The 16,697-nt window shown below is 63.8% G+C and carries 15 protein-coding genes; 3 read left to right on the top strand and 12 right to left on the bottom strand.

Annotation, left to right across the window (positions count from 1 at the left end):
* Positions 1-162: 162 nt before the first annotated feature.
* The gene (locus BUS42_RS38605) at positions 163-384 is read right to left on the bottom strand and encodes a hypothetical protein (RefSeq protein WP_074316712.1); all 222 of its coding nucleotides are present in this window, start codon (positions 382-384) and stop codon (positions 163-165) included.
* Between the two features lie 447 nt (positions 385-831).
* On the opposite strand from BUS42_RS38605, the gene BUS42_RS38600 reads away from it, so the two are divergent.
* Complete coding sequence (locus tag BUS42_RS38600; RefSeq protein WP_074316710.1) at positions 832-2,007, top strand: XylR family transcriptional regulator; 1,176 nt, start codon at positions 832-834, stop codon at positions 2,005-2,007.
* Between the two features lie 124 nt (positions 2,008-2,131).
* Here BUS42_RS38600 and BUS42_RS38595 read toward each other — a convergent pair whose 3' ends face one another.
* From BUS42_RS38595 to BUS42_RS38540, 11 genes are all read right to left on the bottom strand, one after another.
* On the bottom strand, positions 2,132-2,833 hold the full coding sequence (locus tag BUS42_RS38595) for a TPM domain-containing protein (protein ID WP_074316708.1): 702 nt from the start codon (positions 2,831-2,833) through the stop codon (positions 2,132-2,134).
* A 617-nt stretch (positions 2,834-3,450) separates the two neighbouring features.
* A complete protein-coding gene (locus tag BUS42_RS38590; protein WP_074316706.1) occupies positions 3,451-3,789 on the bottom strand; it encodes an HPF/RaiA family ribosome-associated protein in 339 nt (112 codons plus the stop codon).
* An 873-nt stretch (positions 3,790-4,662) separates the two neighbouring features.
* Positions 4,663-5,073: a nucleoside diphosphate kinase regulator gene (rnk, locus tag BUS42_RS38585; protein ID WP_074316704.1), complete on the bottom strand. Its 411-nt coding sequence runs from the start codon at positions 5,071-5,073 to the stop codon at positions 4,663-4,665.
* A 468-nt stretch (positions 5,074-5,541) separates the two neighbouring features.
* A complete protein-coding gene (locus BUS42_RS38575; RefSeq protein WP_143206676.1) occupies positions 5,542-5,796 on the bottom strand; it encodes a hypothetical protein in 255 nt (84 codons plus the stop codon).
* 21 nt (positions 5,797-5,817) lie between these two features.
* Positions 5,818-6,120 (bottom strand): hypothetical protein, encoded by a 303-nt coding sequence (locus BUS42_RS38570; protein WP_074316697.1) that lies wholly within the window; start codon positions 6,118-6,120, stop codon positions 5,818-5,820.
* On the bottom strand, positions 6,117-6,890 hold the full coding sequence (locus tag BUS42_RS38565) for a hypothetical protein (RefSeq protein WP_074316695.1): 774 nt from the start codon (positions 6,888-6,890) through the stop codon (positions 6,117-6,119). The genes BUS42_RS38570 and BUS42_RS38565 overlap by 4 nt, the downstream gene beginning before the upstream one ends.
* Positions 6,887-7,090 (bottom strand): hypothetical protein, encoded by a 204-nt coding sequence (locus BUS42_RS38560; protein WP_074316693.1) that lies wholly within the window; start codon positions 7,088-7,090, stop codon positions 6,887-6,889. The genes BUS42_RS38565 and BUS42_RS38560 overlap by 4 nt, the downstream gene beginning before the upstream one ends.
* 147 nt (positions 7,091-7,237) lie before the next feature.
* A complete protein-coding gene (locus tag BUS42_RS38555) occupies positions 7,238-8,278 on the bottom strand; it encodes a WD40 repeat domain-containing protein (RefSeq protein ID WP_074316691.1) in 1,041 nt (346 codons plus the stop codon).
* Positions 8,279-8,667: 389 nt separating this feature from the next.
* Positions 8,668-10,110 carry a sigma-54-dependent transcriptional regulator gene (locus tag BUS42_RS38550; RefSeq protein WP_074316689.1) on the bottom strand — a complete coding sequence of 481 codons (1,443 nt, stop codon included), beginning with the start codon at positions 10,108-10,110 and terminating at the stop codon, positions 8,668-8,670.
* Between the two features lie 184 nt (positions 10,111-10,294).
* Entirely contained in the window at positions 10,295-11,527 is a 1,233-nt protein-coding gene (locus tag BUS42_RS38545) for a sensor histidine kinase (protein WP_254054087.1), read from the bottom strand.
* A 333-nt stretch (positions 11,528-11,860) separates the two neighbouring features.
* Positions 11,861-14,125, bottom strand: a complete 2,265-nt coding sequence (locus tag BUS42_RS38540) for a bifunctional SulP family inorganic anion transporter/carbonic anhydrase (protein ID WP_074316685.1) — start codon at positions 14,123-14,125, stop codon at positions 11,861-11,863.
* A 798-nt stretch (positions 14,126-14,923) separates the two neighbouring features.
* On the opposite strand from BUS42_RS38540, the gene BUS42_RS38535 reads away from it, so the two are divergent.
* Together BUS42_RS38535 and BUS42_RS38530 are read left to right on the top strand one after the other, a co-directional pair.
* Positions 14,924-15,271: an HPF/RaiA family ribosome-associated protein gene (locus BUS42_RS38535; RefSeq protein ID WP_074316683.1), complete on the top strand. Its 348-nt coding sequence runs from the start codon at positions 14,924-14,926 to the stop codon at positions 15,269-15,271.
* A gap of 621 nt (positions 15,272-15,892) precedes the next feature.
* Complete coding sequence (locus tag BUS42_RS38530; RefSeq protein WP_074316680.1) at positions 15,893-16,597, top strand: carbonic anhydrase; 705 nt, start codon at positions 15,893-15,895, stop codon at positions 16,595-16,597.
* The last annotated feature ends 100 nt before the right edge of the window (positions 16,598-16,697 follow it).

Genomic DNA, 16,697 nt, shown 5'->3' with positions numbered 1-16,697 from the left:
AATCGAGACGATCGGTTCTCGACCCGGCGCGGGCCGGATCTGGGCTCGAGGCATTGCGTCGTGAACTTTTGGCCGCAGGCCCTGTCACGGTTCAGGGAGTGGGACCGCTGGCAGGGTCGACGGGATCGGTCGTGGTTGTCCCCGCGCTCGAGTTTCGAGTCGTTACTTGGCTTTCTTGGCCGGCGGAGCCAGAGACTTCTCGGTCGCGCCGAGGTTCAGGAGCTCTTGCTTGGGAATGACCGCCTGACCCTCGCCGGTGGAGATCGTTTCCGACGATCCTCCTCCGCCTTCGCCGTTACAGCCGACCGGCCCGGCGGTCAGGAGGATGAGGAGTGCCAGGCCTCCCAGTCGAACCGAGAACAACGGGGAATTGCTGCTTCGCATTGCACTGACCTCCGCATGAGGTGAGGACCGGCAACCCGTCAATGCCTTCGACCGACCTGCTTCCTCCGGCCCAATTCAAAACGCATCAAAAAATCATTCTGGATCTGTGCAATGTCGCCCCCTTCGGCATCCGGAGGATCGCGACCTGATCGCCGGAAAGGGACGATGTGCCTTGGCCGACCTCGCGGAGACTTCGCGAGGATCGACCTGAAAATGATATAGGCTGTGACGAGGAATGTTTGGACTATAACCGACCAGGGGGGCTTATGTCATTGAAGCTTTGCGTCAAGTTATTGAGGTTTTTCGCGCAGGGAGTTAAGGTGCCTTGAGGTGATTGTGGTCAGAGAACTCCTAAGAAAACCGTTGAACGGGTTGCTTGAGATTGGGATTAGCAACATAGTTGAAATTTTGGATTGAACAATTTCTCGGACAAGGGGAGGTGCGGACGTGGCGGCCCGACCTCGCGTGGCGCTGCTGGTGGAGTCTTCCCGCGCCTATGGTCGCGGTCTGCTCCACGGGATCGCCGAATATGTGCGGCTCCACGGTCCCTGGTCGATTTATCTCGCCGAGCGTGGCCTGGGCGATGCGCCGTCGGCCTGGCTCCAGGACTGGAGTGGGGACGGGATCATCGCCCGGATCGAGAACCGCAAGATCGCCCGGGTCGTCCGTGACTTGCGGATTCCCGCGGTGGACCTCCGCGGTCTGCTCACCGACCTCGGGGTGCCTCGGATCGTCACGGATGATCAGGCGGTTGCGCGTCTGGGGGTGGGGCACCTTCGCGAGCGTGGGTTCCGCCACCTCGCGTTTTGCGGCTTCGTGGGAGCGGACTATTCGGACAATCGGTCCGAGGCATTCGCTCGCCTGGTGGAAGGGGCGGGATTCACCTGTCACCTCTATCGCGCGGGGAGTCCGCAACATGGGGCCGGGACCGAGGCCCGGGAGCAATCAGGCTGGGCGGCGCAGGCCGAGGTGGCGCGCTGGATCGAGGGGCTGCCCAAGCCGGTGGGGCTCATGGCGTGCAACGACATCCGGGCGCAACAGGTGCTGACCGCGTGTCGTGTGATTGGTGTCGCAGTCCCTGATGAGGTGGCCGTCCTCGGTGTTGACAACGACGAGGTCTTGTGCGACCTGGCGGATCCACCCCTCTCCAGTATCGTCCCCGACACCCGGCGGATCGGGTTTGAGGCCGCCTCCTTGCTGGAGCGGATGATGGCGGGAGCGATCGTGCCGGAGGACCCGATCGCGATCGCTCCACTTGGGGTGATCACCCGCCGGTCGACGGACGTTCTGGCGATTGACGATCGCGCCATTTCGGGTGCTGTGCGGTTCATTCGCGAACACGCCTGCGATGGGATTACGGTCGCGGACGTGTTGGCGGAGTTGCCGCTGTCGCGCAGTGTTTTCGAACGCCGGTTCGTCAAGATCTTTGGTCTGACACCCAAGGCCGAGATTCTGCGGACCCAACTTGACCAGGTCAAGCGGCTGCTCGCCGAGACGGACCTGCCCTTGAAGCAGATCGCGTCCAGGACCGGCTTCCTCCACCCGGAATACTTGAGCGCCGCGTTCAAGGAGCGGACCGGCCAGACCCCCGGTCAGTATCGCCGGTCCGCGCGGCAGCGATAGTCGTCGATCTCGCGGGTTTTTGGCTCACGGGTCGGGCACAACCCGTAGCACCCAGGGCTTGCACATGATTCAATGCAAAGCAGGACCAGGTCCACGGGCTTAGGACCAATCGCAAGTCGTCAGCTCAGAGTCTCCCGAGCGCCCGACCCGGACCATGGGAGTGGCCACCTTGGAGCACCGACTCGCGGGGGGGCGAGACCGACCGTCGTCGTCGCTTCCGTCGGTCTTCGTCATGGGTTCCCACCTGGAGAGCCAACAAGACGGCCATCAGCGAGAACAGGATGGTTGCGGGGAACACCATATCCTGGGCGTTGGATTTCGGCTTGGCGGCCGCGGCCTTGGCCAGCGTGGTATCGATCGCTCGGACGCCGTTTTCGAGGCCGCGGTCGGCGTTACCCGCGCGGAGCGGCCCGAGAAAGGCCTCGCGAATCGCGGCTCGGTCCGGATCCGCAAGGAGGCCGTGCGCCTTGTTGTGGCCGAAGACCACGGCGACATCTTGGCCCTTGCTGGCCAAGAGAATGTAGATTCCCTCACTCCCCAGCGAATGGGCCCGCCGTCGGGCCGCATCGTTGATCAACTCGTCGTCGAGCGACTCGACCGTTTCCACGAGGATCGGGACGCTGTGAGCGTACCGGATCCGTTTCAGTGCCTTGCGTGCCCCTCGCTTCGCTGCCTGATTGAAGACTTGGCCGCGGTCGTTGATCTCGGGGGGCACCTCGTAGGAGGCCGAGGCCGCGGCAACGACCGGCACCGCGCTCATGTCCCATGACATCTGCGCGAACAAGATCCAAGGGAGGACGCACAAGCTACCAAAGCGCGCAAACATTGGGGTGTCTCCTTTAGCCCGGAGAGGATCGAAACACATCATGTCGAACACGGATTCGGCGAGGAGGGCGTCGGCGCGTACTGGGGACTCCGGTCCCTCGAACCACGCTCCGTCGGCCGACTTGCACCGGGAAACGAGGGAATTCTGGGGGCCGTGAGTTCCGGAGTCGGACTCCCTGGCCCACGGGCCAAGGTGATCCCACACGGGTTCCGAGTCCGGAACCCGCGGCACTCACAGCCGGACATGACCGGTGGAGTGGATCTCTCACTCTGATTTTTTTGCCGATTGGGATAGGCTCTTAATCAAAGGGCATGCCGAAACATGCGTGCTCCTCACCGAGAATTCAGCGGGACGTCCATAAGCAATGCCCAAAAGGAGTTGCGCGGTCTGTTGATTTCATTCCGAGCGAATTGATCGCCAGTCCATCCGTGGAATTCAGCGGACGCGTCTGGTTGTCGGACGCCCCGCCTGGTCGGAGAACGACCAGGCGAGGTGCGACTCAATCCTGCTTTTTCTCTGCCCTGCCCTACCCTGCCCTAACCTGATCCTGTCAATGGCTCAGGATCGAACTGGCCATCCGTCGGCAGGGAGGCCCCGATGGTTCCGGGGCGGCGGGGTCAGTAGGCCGCCAAGGACACCAATGGCTCGCGGCTGCGTCGCCGCCGCTCCAGGTTGCGTCGGACCGACTGCCGTGCCCGCTTCGCCGCGTCGGCGACGAGGATGAAGGGGTCGTCCCCCGCGCCCTCAATCATGACCACGCCCTTGGGAATCAGGCCGATGCTAATCCGGCAGCGCTTGTCGATTCCGCCACGTGGCCCGTTCACGTCAGAGATTCGGACCGCGATCCGCTCGATCCGGCTCGCGAACCGCCCGAGGGCGAAACGCAGCCGACGCTCGATGTGATCCTTCAACTCATCCTGCAGCTCGTAATTCACCCCACGCATATCCAGTTGCATGTCATGCGCTCCAATTCAAAGGTGATTCGGTAAACTCATGCGGGCTGATTGAACAACAGGTGTGACCGGGGTGGTCGCTCCTGTCGTCAAGCCTCGCCGGCACATAACACGTCCACTCTGACGGTGACTCTTGGCACCGTCTCCTGCATCGAACGCTTCATGTATGACGGTGATACCCCCTCTTGATTTGGGGCCTGGTTGATGTGCACCGTCTTACGCCTTTCTTTATAAGCGATTATGATGCCATGAGGGAAAGTCTTTGGCCGAACGTCATGGAGTTGTTTTGTATCTTTTTTGAGGTGAAAGGGTTAAGGAGAAATGAGAAGGGGTCGAAGCGAAGCGGTTGGGGTGGTTCACTCTGAGACGCTCGCGTGGCATCCTGATCGCTGGTCGGTCCACTTGATCGTTGGACGCTCAGGTCGGCCGTACGGTCGGGCCGAGTGGCGTTGAATCGCCGCTCATTGATTTTTTTGGGGGGGGACATGAATGCCTACGTCAGCCGTCCGCTGGACGGTTCCTCGTGTCTATGGGAGCTGTGGTGGCGTAGCCGTACGAGGAGGGAGCCACTACCAGGGCTGGCGTGAGCCCTGGTGCCGTGGGCGGCACGCCTGTCATGGAATTGATTAATTTAAACAGACTGAATTGAATGAAATTGAATTGCGGGCGGGTCGCCCGCGGTCCCAGGGGGGGAGGAAGAGGGAGAGGGAGGGAGGGGCACAACCGAGGTGGATGCTGCCCCGTCGCGTTGCTACACCGTCGGCTCGATCGATCGCTGGCCGGCGCGTTTGCCAGGCCCGGAGGGGCAGTACGAGCCGGCCTATCGGCGAATTTTCATGGGGATGACTGTTTCGACGTTCGATCAGGCGGTCGCGCTCAGAGCTCGTAATTGCCCGCGGCTTCCGGCTGATAGAGAACCTTGGCGACGCGCCAGCGCTTCCGGCCCATCGGCACATCCCAGTCGAAAACGTCGCCGACCCGATAGCCGAGCATGGCCGTTCCGAGCGGGGCTGTGACGGAGATTTTCCCCTCGTCGGCGTCGGCGTCTTTCGGGAAGACGAGTGTGAACACTTCCTCCTCGGAGGTCTCGATTTCGATTAAGGAGACAGTCGAGTTCATTGTGATGACATCGGCCGGAATTTCCTGGGGAGCCACCACCACGGCACGGGCGAGTTCGGAGCGCAGGGGGTTGAGTTGGATGTTCTGTTCTTCATCTCTTGGCAGTCCGAGAAACCGGTCCAAGCGATCGCGGTCAAACTGGGTGATATAGATTTTCTTGCCGTTCATGATCAAACCTCGGACGGAGTCGGCTCTTGCGGCATTGCGGAATCCGCACACGCCCCCTGATTGGGATCAGAGTGGTGTTGGATCGTTCAGGCGGGCGGTCGCACGTTGCTTTGATCGTTCTATCATAAAGCAGTTCGGGCGGAATTGTCGATGACCCGGTCCGGCTCGACTCCGTTCCACCAGTCCCCAACCTGAGACGCCGATCGGGTGGCCTGGACTGCCGATCCCTCGATTCGGCTTCGATCGATGCGCTGGGCGGATCAAAGCAACGAAGCCGAGGCCAAACGCGGCGTGCCCGGAAAGCGACGGCTCCTGTCCCGGGTCACAATGCGCTTGGCCTCGGCGATTCGAGGACCCTCGCGGATCTTGATTTTTTTCAGGACCGATTGGCTGGGGAAGCTCAACCTGCCGACTTGCCCCTCACGGAGTCGCCGAGTTGGGGCCGCGATCGCGACGTTCGATCGCGTTTCATGGGCCACTGGCGGCCTCGTGATCGAGCCAGTTCGTCAGCCGCTGGATCGCGTCCTCGTCTTGCCGCTTGAGGGTGCGCCAGAAGCCTTGCAAGCTGATGCGGCCCGCGGCCTGGGCGATGAACCGGTCGTACCGTCGGAGTTCGGCGAGCCGCCGCTCACGCTCGCGGATCAGGGCAATCACATAAGGCGCGGCGATGTCCAGAGTTTCCCCCGGAATCGAAATCCCTTTTTCTCGGACGTTCGCGGACATGGGAATTCTCCTGGCAAGCGTTCATGAGATGGTGGAATAATCCGGGGCGGGCACGGTGTCACGGTCAGCCCGCCTGCGGATCGGCCGAGCCTTGCGGAGCGCCCGGACTTCGGCGAGCGCCCGGACGATCCCGTCACGCCCACCGCGGCCTTGAGCGAAAACGGTAGCGTCGACCAACTGGTTCGAGAGATGGGCCGCCGCTTCCGCGAGCGAGGCGCCTTCGCCACGGATCTCTGGATAATGACGGTGATAGATCTGGATGTGGCGAATATGCATCCAATGCCCGTCGGTGATGACGATCGAGTTACCTGGGTTGAGTGTCATTGGGGTTGCCTTCTCGAGATCGGGAATCCAGTGTCATCTTGCTCCGTCCTCGCGCCTTGCGTGGCCCATCGGCTCACCGGCTCAGGCTCCGAGACGGCGGCACACCGGGTCTGCACGCAGGCTCGCAACGCCAAGTCGGGGAGCGCCTCATGGAGTCGCTCCCCCGCGCGATGGACGGTCGACGGCTGGTACGGCCGGAGCGCCTGCGCTCGGAGCACGCCGTGCAGGGTGTGGGCGAACTCCGGCCGGAGGGCGACGGCCCGGCGGACGCGGACCCGCCCGGTCCAATCATCCACCAGGGTGATCCAGAGCGTGGCCCAGAGCCGGGCGTAGTTCCTGGGGGTGAGTGCGATCGAGGCGGGGACGATCCGCTGGGTCGGCGCGGTGAACCGCCAGTGATACGGCCGGGCCCAAGCCCAGGGCATGGCCGTGCCGAACCGAGCGCCGATCACGAAGAGCGGTCCCTCGACGACGAGCGCGAACTCGGCCTCGGCCCGCGCCACGGCCCGCTCGTGGCGCCCCGCCCCGCCCGAGGTCGACAGCGCCAGCCGATGACGACCGAGGCGGAACAGATACTCTGCCCCCGCCGGCCATGCGATGCACTCCGGCGCGTGCAACCAGGCCGACAGATTCCGCGATCGTTGGTCTTCGCCCAAGGCGGCGAGCGACCCGACTTGGGCGGGCCGGATCCGCTGAGTCCGCTCCGCATCACGACGCTTCAGGAAACCTTCAAGTCGGTAAATCGTGGTTTTTTTGTCATGAGTTTTCATGATGCCCCTCGTGGTTTTCGCCGTTTGCCGGTCCAGTCGTAGCCTCTGCGTGCAAGTCGCGCGAGGACCTCAGCCTCAATGTCGCGGATCGTGAGCTCGGAGCCGCGAACGACCTCGACTTGTCGTGCCTTGCCGCCCATCGTCAGGTCCTTGAAACGGGTCAGAGCGCTGTCCGGTAAACTGGCGAACATCGTGTCCATGGTTTTGCACGTAAGCCTCCTCGAATGACCAGAGATACGAAGGCGACTGATCGCTGCCACCACCGTCGTCGTCCCATCGCGGCAGGCAAGGGTCGTTGTCGTCACAGATCGCGCATTCGAGGTCGGGTTGCGGCCGTTTGAGGTCGCTCATGGTGAGTCCTTCTTGCCGATGAAATGTCGACGGCTCATCATCACGGGGGCTGCCACGTCCAACGCTTGGGCCAGATCCCAGATCCGCACGGTTCCGTCGAGGCTCCCCGAAGCCAGCTGTGAGCCGTCGGGGGAGAACGCAACGGAGTAGACGTTGCCGGTGTGCCCTCGGAGGGTGGCCAACTTTTGCCCCGTCAGCGGATTCCAGAGCTTGATCGTTTGGTCGTGAGAACCGGTGGCCAGGACCGTTCCGTCGGGGGAAAATGCCACCGTGGCGACCCAGCCCTCGTGGCCCTCGAGCGTCGCCCACTCCTGGCCGGAGGCCACGTCCCAGAGCTTCACTGCGCGGTCGAAGCCGCCGGTCGCCAGGGTCGTGCCATCGGGGGAGAAGGCGATCGAGATGATCCCGTAGTCGTGGCCGACGAGGCTCGCCCACGGCTTGGCCCCGCCGTCGCTGAGGTCCCAGAGCCGGATCTCGCCCACCTGCTCGACGTCCGTCGGCTCGGTCATGGCCGGCACTCTCCCGGTGGCCGCGGCGAGCAGTCTGCCGTTGGGGGAGAAGTCCAACGACCAGATCGGCCCCTGATGGTCGAGCAGTCGCGCCCATTCCCGGCCCGTGGCGACGTCGTGGAGCGACACCGCGCGGGTGTCTCCGCTTGCGGACGCCAATGTCAACCCATCGGGTGAGAACGCGATCGTGTCGAGCTTGCCGCCTTCCCGAACCAAGGGGCGTCCCCGACCGCCTTCCAACGCCCAGAGCGTTACGGCACCGAACGGTGCGCCGTCGAAACCGGTGCCCAGGCCCGCGATCGCGCTGCCGTCAGGGGTGATCGCGATCGCCTCGACCTCATCCCACTCGCCGCGGAGCGTCCGCTTCAGCTTGAGACTGCCGCCAGTGGCGTCCCAGAGCTTGATGGTGCCGTCCCAACTTCCGCTGGCGACAGAGCCGCCGTCGGGGGTGAAGGCTACCGACGTGACGACGTTACTATGGCTGGCCTGGCGGACGGCCCGTGGCATGGACTTGATTGTGCGTGTCATCGCTTTGAAATCCTTGATTTGAGCAGATCTCGATAGTCAGACCGTCGATTCAGCGCGCGGAGCTGACGCCTACGCCCTGCCTTGACCGGCAGAGCGCGAGCGGACTCCGCCGATGGCGCTCGCCACCGCGGCCTTGATCGAAACGCTGCAAGCTGACGACGATGCCCCGCCGATCGTCGGGGGGCGATTGAGGTGCGCCGTCAGAGACAACACTCTCTTAAAGCGATTGCAATGCCAATCGTGAGGGAGAAATGTTGATTGTTGTCTGGGGTCGCTCTACTGTGTTGCTGTGTAAAGGCTTGTGTTCTTTTGGATCGCTTGTGAGATTGGGCGAGGAGGCGCGGTTGCCCTCGAACCGGGGGGGTGAAGCGGCGGGGCGACCTGGTCCTTTAGGGGCCGGCCTGGTCATCGCCAGACCAGACCGACCGATCGATCCGGATCCCGAGCGTGCGGATCTTGGTCCGGAGACTGCCGCGGGTAATGCCGAGCAGCTTGGCCGCCTGCAACTGATTGCCCCCGGTATGGCGGAGCACCCGCGTCAGGAGCGACCGCTCCATGAGCGCGAGCGACTCGGCGTAGAGGTCCTGTGACCCGACGCGGAGGCGATCTTCGAGGAAACCTTCCCAGTCGAGGGGAGCCGCGGTCGCGCCGGCGAGTTCCTCTTCACCACGGACCGAGGGGGGGAGGAAGTCGGCGACGAGGACCGGCCCTTGAGCACGCAGCAGGGCCTGCTTGAGGACGCTCTGCAACTCCCGGATGTTGCCGGGCCAGGGATGGCGTCGGAGCAGCTCCATCGCCTCGGGGGCGATCCGGTCGACCTTCTTTCCCAGCTCGGGGTTAAACCGCTTGAGGAAGTGCTCGACGAGGAGCGGCAGGTCGTCGGCCCGTTCCCGCAGCGGTGGCACGGTGATGGTGACGATGCCCAGGCGGTAATAGAGGTCGCCGCGGAACTCGCCCGCCGTGACCATCTGCGCCAGGTCGCGGTTGGTCGCGGCGATGATCCGGACGTCGGTCCGGATCGTCTCGTTGCCGCCGACGCGTTCAAACCGCCCGTCCTGGAGCACCCGGAGGATCTTCGCCTGAGTCAACGGCGTCATGTCGCCAATCTCGTCCAGGAACAGCGTCCCGCCCGAGCACTGCTCGAATTTGCCGATTCGTTTGCGATCGGCCCCGGTGAACGCGCCCTTCTCGTGCCCGAACAGTTCACTCTCGAGCAGCGTCTCGGGGATCGCAGCGCAGTTGATCGCCAGGAACGGCCCGGTCGCCCGGCGGCTGTGCTGGTAAACGGCCCGCGCGACCAACTCCTTGCCCGTGCCACTGTCCCCCAGGATCAGGACGGCGAGGTCCTGGGGCGCCACCAGGCCGATCGCCTTGTAGACCTCCTGCATGGCCGGCGAGCGGCCCACGATGACGTCGGCCGGGGCCTGGGCGAGAACCTCGTCCGTGACCACGGCGGGAACGCGCATCAGCCGGCCGATCTCCGCGGCACGCTCGACCTGCTCCCGAACCCGGCCGACGTCCAGGGGCTTGAGCAGGTAGTCGAACGCCCCTAACTTCATCGCCTCAATCGCGGTCTCGGTCGTCCCCTGACCCGTAATGAAAATCACGGGAATCCGCGCATCGATTTGACGGATCTGTTGGAACACCTCGAGGCCGAACATGTCGGGCAGGTTCAAGTCCAGGACCACGACATCGGGCCGGTTCCGGCCGACGATCGCCAGCCCTTCGGCCCCGTCGGAGGCCGTCAAGAGCGTGTCGGCCGGGTCGTCGAAGGCGCGGCGGAAGGCGTGGAGGATGGAGAGTTCGTCGTCGATCACCAGAATGGTCGCCATGTCCGCCCTCAAGTCAGCCGTTGGGTTCTGCGTTTATGTTAATGCGATGTGGGAAACGTTGTTGTCCGTGACTTGCAGGCCCAATGATGAGCAACCCGCGGTCACCCATCAGAGAATCCATGAAAACCGAGACCAACGGCTGAGAGCGCGTTTAGAATCGCTCGGGAGCCCAACCCAGTTTAGCCTATCCGACGCTTGGCGTCGCGGGCAGGCGGAGGACGAAGCAGGCCCCGCCCTGGGGCCGGTTCGTCGCTCGGAGCTCGCCACCATGGTCCTGCGCGATCCGCTGCGAGACCACCAAGCCGAGTCCGAGGCCCATCTCCTTGCTGGTGAAGAACGGCTCGTAGAGCCGGGACAAGTGCCGTGGCGGGATGCCAGGCCCGGTGTCGAGCACAGCCAACTCCACGATCTCGTTCGCCGGAGGGCGGAGGTCGATCTCCAAGATCCCCCCGCGCGGCATCACGTCGAGCGCATTCAAAGCGAGATTGACCAGCAATTGCCGGACCTGTTCCCCGTCGGCTTCGACTTCGACCGGTGTCGAGGGGGGAGTGAACTTGACCGTCACCCGCTGCTTGCGCGCTCGGCCCCCGACCAAGGCCAGGGTTTGGTCCACCACGGCCGCAAGGTTGACGCGCCGACGCTCCGGCTTGGGCGGCCGGGCGAAGTCGATGAACACGTTGAGCCGGGCCTCCATCCGGAGGATCTCCTGCTCGATGACTTGCAAGTCCTCGGCGGGCAGGCCCTGGGCCTCGGTTTCCTCCCGGTTCATCTGCACGAGCATCTTGATCGCGGTCAGGGGGTTCCTGAGTTCGTGGGCCATGCCGGCGGCGATCTCGCCGACCTCGGCCAGTGACTCGGCCCGGAGCACCGTTCGCCCGAGTCCACGGGCGACGCCGTACCCGAGCAGCAGTCCGGCGAGCGAGCCGAAGGTGCCCACTCCGACAAACCCCCAGGCCATCCACGTCACCGTCCGATCGAGTGTGACCTCGGCCCGGCCGATCTCCCCGGCGTTGAAATGTTCCAACGCGCGGGCGGCCGGCACGGTCTCCGCTTCCAAAAGGCCGAGCGCCGATTTGTCGGCGTTTTCGGAACTCGATGAATCCAAGGATGCCTCGGCCTGCCACCGCTCGAGATAACGATCGAAACTCGCTTCCAGCCGGGCCACGAGCCGGGCCTCCTCCCGCTTGTCGGCCGCCTGCTTCGCCCGGGCGAGTAGCCCCTGGATCTTCTTGTGGAGCGGCGCCGCCTCCTGCCGCCGGTCCCTGGGCAGGGCGATCAGGTCGTGCAACTCCCGCAAGAGGTCGGCCCCATACTGGCGGCTCTGGAGATCCTCATCCAGGATCCGGAGCGAGGTGGACTGCTGATGGTGCAGATAGATCGCGGCCGTGATGCACGACCCGAGGAAAAGGACGCTCATGAAGATCGTCGGGCCCGCGATTCGGAACAGTAATATGCGTGTTAAAATGATCATAAAAAAATTGCGATTGAATTGAGATCGGTGCCCTGGCGGGTGAGGCACCGCCGCGCGAGGCCATCCCATCCATTATAGAGTGGATCGAACGTTGGTGCGCACGAGGCGCCCGACCAAGCGGTTCGCCGCCGAGTCCAGGACTCTCACCGGCACGGCGAATTGTTGCCGGATTCCCCCAACGCGATCCGCCCCCCGGTTGCTGAGGGGGCGGATCGCCTACGGGCACGAACCGCTCGGTTGGCTTTGCCTGGTCTGAGCTTCGCCGGTGGAGCCCTTGTCTCACACCCGATCCAGGGCGTGCAACTGGTTGTTCTCCACGGTCGGGAGAATCTCGATGCCTCCCGTAACCACGTCGTACATGGCGCCCACGATGGCGATCTGGCCGCTCTGGACGAGGTCGTGGAGCGCTTGGCTCTCCTGGAGCATCGCATCAACGACTCGCAAGACGTTGCGCCGGGCGACTTCATCGACGAATGCTTTCTTTTCGGCCGTTGGCATTTCCGCGAGGCCCTGGCATGTCTGGGGATCGATCGAAAGCTGAATGTCGCTCACGATGTGGTCGAGATGTTCACAGCCGGTGACGTCGGCCATGGAGGCGGATGAGCCCACCATGTCGACGGCCGCGGTCACGGCACCGCACCGGGTGTGGCCCATCACCAGGATCAGCTTGGCCCCGGCGACGGCACAGCCGTATTCGACGCTGCCCAGGACTTTTCGACTGGTGATGTTCCCCGCGATCCGGACGCTGAAGATGTCGCCCACTCCCATGTCGAAGATCAATTCGGCGGGGGTGCGGGAGTCGATGCAACTGACCACGACGGCCAGGGGGTGTTGACCGTTGGCCGTGGCATTGACCTGACGGCCGAAGTCGCGCGTCAGACGTTGGCCGGTCCGGAATCGCTCATGGCCTTCCTGGAGGAGTTGGAGTACTTGCCGCGGAGTGAGCGCGCTCTGGATATCGCGGGTGCAGCAATCCACATATTGGGTCTGGTCCTTCAATTGATATTTCTGGCGGAATCCGACGAGGCTGACTTCCACGCCGCGGGCCGGCGCCGATTGGTCGTTGAAGTCGCGGATCAGGCTGAGCACGTCCGGGTCGATGTAGTCCGTATTCCGGGCGTCGAGCAGGAGGTGGCCGCCGCGGGGGACCGCATCGAACGCCAGGGCCAAGGCGGCCCGGTTGAGGAAACTGACCTGATTGGCCAGCTCGATCCGGATGACCTCGCCGCCCAGATGCTTCTCCACGATCCGGCGGATCGGCCGGCGTACGTTACTGCTGAGGATAAAGGCGAGGCTGACGGCGAGCCCGATCATGATCCCGATCAATAGGTCGGTCAGGACGATCGACACCACCGTCAACGCAAACGGAATGAACTGGTACCGCCCTTCGCTCCACATCTGCTTGACCAACGCGGGGCTGGCCAGTTTGATGCCCGTGACCAGGAGGATGGCCGCCAGGCAGGACAACGGGATCAGGTTCAGCCACATCGGCAGGAACGTGACGCTGACCACGAGCAAAACGCCATGGACCACCGCCGAGAGTTTCGACTTGCTGCCGGCGTTGATGTTCACCGAACCGCGGACGATCACCGACGTGATCGGGATCCCACCAATCAGGCCGGCGGCCACGTTGCCGATTCCCTGGGCGACCAGTTCCCGGCTCGGAGGAGAAACACGCTGTTGGGGGTCGATCTTGTCGACCGCCTCCAGGTTCAGCAGGGTCTCCAGCGAGGCCACGGCGGCGATGGTCAGGGCCGCCGTGTACACGGCTGGGTTCGACCACTGGGAGAAGTCGGGATGCTGCAAGAACTGAAGGTAGCCGGTCAGGCTGTCGGCCAGTGGCACCTGCACGAGGTGACTCGGCTCAATCACCCAGCGCCCGCCGAGCTGGCGGAACAAGAGGCTGAGTCCCACGCCCAAGAGCACCACGACCAACGGGGCGGGGACGGCCGACTTCTTGAGCCGCTTCCACTGGCCCCAGGCCACCAGCACCGCGATCGAGGCGAGCCCGATCACCGCCGCCCCCGGGTGAATCTCACCGAGCAGCCGGCCGAACTCCGAGAACGTGTTCTCGTGATCGGGCTGCTGGAACGACATGTTGCCTTCGGGGTTGGGGTCGTGGCCCAAAACGTGGGGAATCTGTTTCAAGATCAGGATCACGCCGATTGCGGCGAGCAGACCCTTGATCACGCTGGTGGGGAAGAAGGCCGCGAGGAACCCGGCCCGCGCGACCCCCAACGCAATCTGGATCAAGCCGGCGATCACCACCGCCATCAAGAACGTTTCGAACGACCCCAACAGGGCGATCTGGGCCGCGACGATCGCCGTCAAGCCGGCGGCCGGACCGCTGACGCTGGTCTGCGAACCGCTAAGAATTCCCACCAGGATGCCGCCGACGATTCCGGCCAGGACGCCGGAGAACAACGGCGCATTGGACGCCAACGCCACTCCCAGACACAACGGCAGGGCCACAAGAAAGACAACCGAACCCGCCGCTAGGTCGCGTGGGAGTGTTGATTGTGAGAGAGACGCATTAAATGCCATAAAAACCTCATGCTTCTTTGAGTTAACAACTTGGGAAATCGGAGGGGCCACTGCGGCTTCCGGAGGCGGCCGTCGCCACCTTTACTGATCCGGAACGAGCGGCTGAGCCCAGCCCCGAGGTCCGGGCGGATCTCTCGTATAGTGCGGTCTGGCCCTGCCGGCCTGAACCCGGTCCTCGTGGTCGAAGGACCGGGTCGTCATCCAGTCGCCGTGAATCACCTCTCCCACGACCGCCAACGAAGGGAAAAGGTGGGGGCAGCCCGCCTCCGGTTGCTGACCCCGGTGACTGTACGCAACGCCAGATGTCATTCAAAAAGCGTACCGCGATCGACCGTGGCGCCGAAAAGAGCCCCGATTCGACAGGCCTTAACCCTCTTGATTTCAAAGATTTGCAAAAAAGGTCAACTTCTCGGCGGTTTCCCGATTCGTGGCCCTGGGCCGGCCCAGGTGAGGGGAGGTACGCTGGTCGCTCAACGGTCAACCGGGTTATCCGCCGACCAGATTTGCGGGTCGCGCCGGCTTCCGGGCGTCACTATCCGAGCCCCCAAGACGCGCCGGTCAGACGACGGGAGCCGGGACGTTCGGGTTCCCATGGTGGAAGGGAACGCACGCGGGCCCGCCGCCCGAGTGCGGGGACGCTCAGAACCGGCGGGAGCGCACGGTTAAAACGGCGGAATGGCGAAATCTCGATGAATTTGTCGGGACCGGCTCTTTTCCCATTGATATTCATCGGAGGATGCGGAATCATCGCTGTTCAGGCGACGACTCCTCAGTGTCGTGATGTTCGAGGAATTAATTATGAAAATCCAAGTTAGTACAGACAATCACATCAAAGGTAGCGATGAGTTCTTTCAGAAGGTCTCCGCCGAGGTGGAACGCGGCCTGAGTCGGTTCGCTGACCAGATTACCCGGGTGGAGATTCATCTCGCCGATGTGAACGGCCCCAAGGATGGTGGTGCGGACAAGCGTTGTCTGTTGGAGGCCCGGCTCGCGGGGCGCCATCCGATTGCCGTGACCCACGAAGCGGCCACGATCGACGAGGCGATCGTCGAGGCTTGCGAGAAGATGGAACGGTCGATCGAGAGCCTGCTCGGCCGGCTCGACCCCAAGGGGCAAACGTCCTTCGGTGGCGACCAGGTCATCTGAGTCGGGCGGGATTCCGCCCGGCCTGAAGCGTTTCCAGGCCAGCGGAGCGCGCGCTCCCGGTCTTGGTTCGATGTCGGCGAGACGCCAAGGGATCTCACGCTCTCCGCTTGGCCTGGGAAGGGGAGCCCTGGCCGGCGAGCCTGAGGCTGAATTCGTTAAAAATGAGGCGGTCGAAAGTTGTGACTTGCCCTGGCGTGTCATAGAGTACCTCCGACTCATTCGGATCACTCGGGGTCCCCTGCGGGCGATCGCCATTCGCGACTCCGAGATGACCGTGGCGCCGTTTGGGAGACTCTCGCCTCGTTGCGGCTCAACCGCCACACATCGTTCGATGAGGCTACGCCGATTCCCCTGTCGTGGAGGGCCTCGTTCTGGGCGCTCTGGATTGGCGATCACTGGCAGGCTCCGCACGCTGAGTCTTCGTTCTCTCCTCGACCGTCTGACGGCGCTTGCTCGCGGAGTGGGAGAGCCGTCCGAAGGCCCGGCGATCCCTTTTTTTTGTTTGACGCGTTCCGCACCAGGGGGCACGTTCGGTGGATGATGGGCCGCGTCGCGCGGTCATCCACCCGGGCCCAAGGTGAGCCCAGCGAGCCCGAACCCCGCTCTCGGAGAACTGAATCGATGCGATCCCCTAATCGTTTGTCGCGCCGCGAGTTCGTGCAGCTCACCGGACTCGCCGCCGGCGCGGCGGGCCTGGCCCTTCCCACAGCCGTCCAGGCGGCCCCGGCTCGCGACCCGAACGCCGTGCTCGCCCAGTTGCTCGAGGGCAACCGCCGGTTTGTCAACGGGCAACTCACCCACCCGGGGCGGAGTCCGAAAGACTTCTTGGCACTCGCCGAGGGGCAGGCACCCTTGGCAATTATCGTCGGCTGCGCGGACTCGCGGGTGGCACCCGAGCTCGTCTTCGACCAGGGGGTCGGCGACCTCTTCGTGGTGCGCGCGGCGGGGAACGTCGTCAGTGGCGCGGGCCCGATCGTCAAGGGGAGCATCGAGTTCGCGGTGGCCGAACTCGGCGTCCGGCTGATCATGGTGCTCGGCCACACGCAATGTGGCGCGGTCAAGGCCGCCATCCAGCACATTGATGCCAACGACGCCCTGCCCGGATCGATCGGCGACCTGATCGATCCGATCCGGGTGGCCGTCAATGCGGTGAAAGGTCGCCCGGGCGACAAGCTCGAAAACGTCACCCGAGCCAATGTCGAGAAGGGGGTCGAGCGGCTCAGGGGCCTCGACCCGATCCTCTCGAAATTTGCCAAGTCGGGAGAACTGAAGGTCGTCGGCGCCACCTACGAGCTGCACACCGGCCTGGTCAAGGTCTACGAATGACCCGGTCGTGGCCGTGATCGAACCGACGATCTCCTTGTCTGTTTCCAAGATGTGAGCAAGTCTTTGCTGTGTCTGGCCGGGACGTAGCCGCTACGTCCCC

The sequence above is a fragment of the Singulisphaera sp. GP187 genome, assembly GCF_900129635.1.
In the GTDB taxonomy this organism is placed as follows: Bacteria; Planctomycetota; Planctomycetia; order Isosphaerales; family Isosphaeraceae; genus Singulisphaera.
This window is presented reverse-complemented; position numbering and strand designations above follow the sequence as displayed.